This window comes from Rhodococcus olei, assembly GCF_039540555.1.
GTDB classification, from domain to species: Bacteria; Actinomycetota; Actinomycetes; order Mycobacteriales; family Mycobacteriaceae; genus Rhodococcus_G; species Rhodococcus_G olei.
On record NZ_BAABFB010000081.1, the window covers coordinates 1 to 1,122 of the forward strand.

Annotated in this window: 1 protein-coding gene; it reads right to left on the reverse strand. The window is 70.0% G+C overall.

What is annotated here, in order from left to right; translation table 11 throughout:
* A partial coding sequence (locus ABD951_RS27920) for an ATP-binding protein (RefSeq protein WP_345353425.1) occupies nt 1–1,122 on the reverse strand: 1,122 nt, incomplete at both ends.

Genomic DNA, 1,122 nt, shown 5'->3' on the forward strand with positions numbered 1-1,122 from the left:
CCGACGACCGCCGACCTCGACGACCACCGTCTGCCGCGGCAGCGTCTCCTCCCCGTCCGCGTCCACCGCACCGGCACCGGCGTACGGCTCGATCGGGTTGTCCCACTCGGTCTCGATCCACTTGGTGTACACCTCGAACGAGGTGCCGTCCCCGACGAACGCCGGGTTCGTCACGATGTGCCGGTGGAACGGCAGCACCGTCGCCAGACCGTCGACCTCGAACTCCGCCAACGCCCGCGCCGCCCGCTGCAGGGCCTGCTCACGGGTCTCGCCGGTGACGATCAGCTTGGCCAGCATCGAGTCGAACTGGCCGCCGATCACATCGCCCTGCACGACACCGGAGTCCACCCGCACACCCGGACCGGACGGCTCCCGGTACACCGAGATCGGGCCCGGCGCGGGCAGGAACCCGCGGCCGGCGTCCTCACCGTTGATGCGGAACTCGAACGCGTGCCCCCGCGGGGCCGGGTCCTCGGTGATCTCGAGCTTCTCGCCGTTGGCGATCCGGAACTGCTGACGCACCAGGTCGATGCCCGCGGTCTCCTCGGTGACCGGGTGCTCGACCTGCAGCCGGGTGTTGACCTCGAGGAACGAGACGGTGTCGCCCTGCACCAGGTACTCCACGGTGCCGGCACCGTAGTAGCCGGCCTCCTTGCAGATCGCCTTCGCCGAGTTGTGGATCCGGTCGCGCTGGTCGTCGGTCAGAAACGGTGCCGGGGCCTCCTCGACCAGCTTCTGGAAGCGGCGCTGCAGCGAGCAGTCGCGGGTGCCGGCGACGATGACGTTGCCGTGCTGGTCGGCGATGACCTGCGCCTCCACGTGGCGGGCCTTGTCGAGGTACTGCTCGACGAAGCACTCCCCACGCCCGAACGCGGCGATCGCCTCGCGGGTCGCGGACTCGAACAGCTCCGGGATCTCCTCGATCGTGTGCGCGACCTTCATGCCGCGGCCACCGCCACCGAACGCGGCCTTGATCGCGACCGGCACCCCGTACTGCTTGGCGAACTCGACGACCTCGTCGGCGTTCTTGACCGGGTCCTTGGTGCCGGCGGCCATCGGCGCGTTCGCGCGTTCGGCGATGTGCCGGGCGGTGACCTTGTCACCGAGGTCGCGGATCGACTG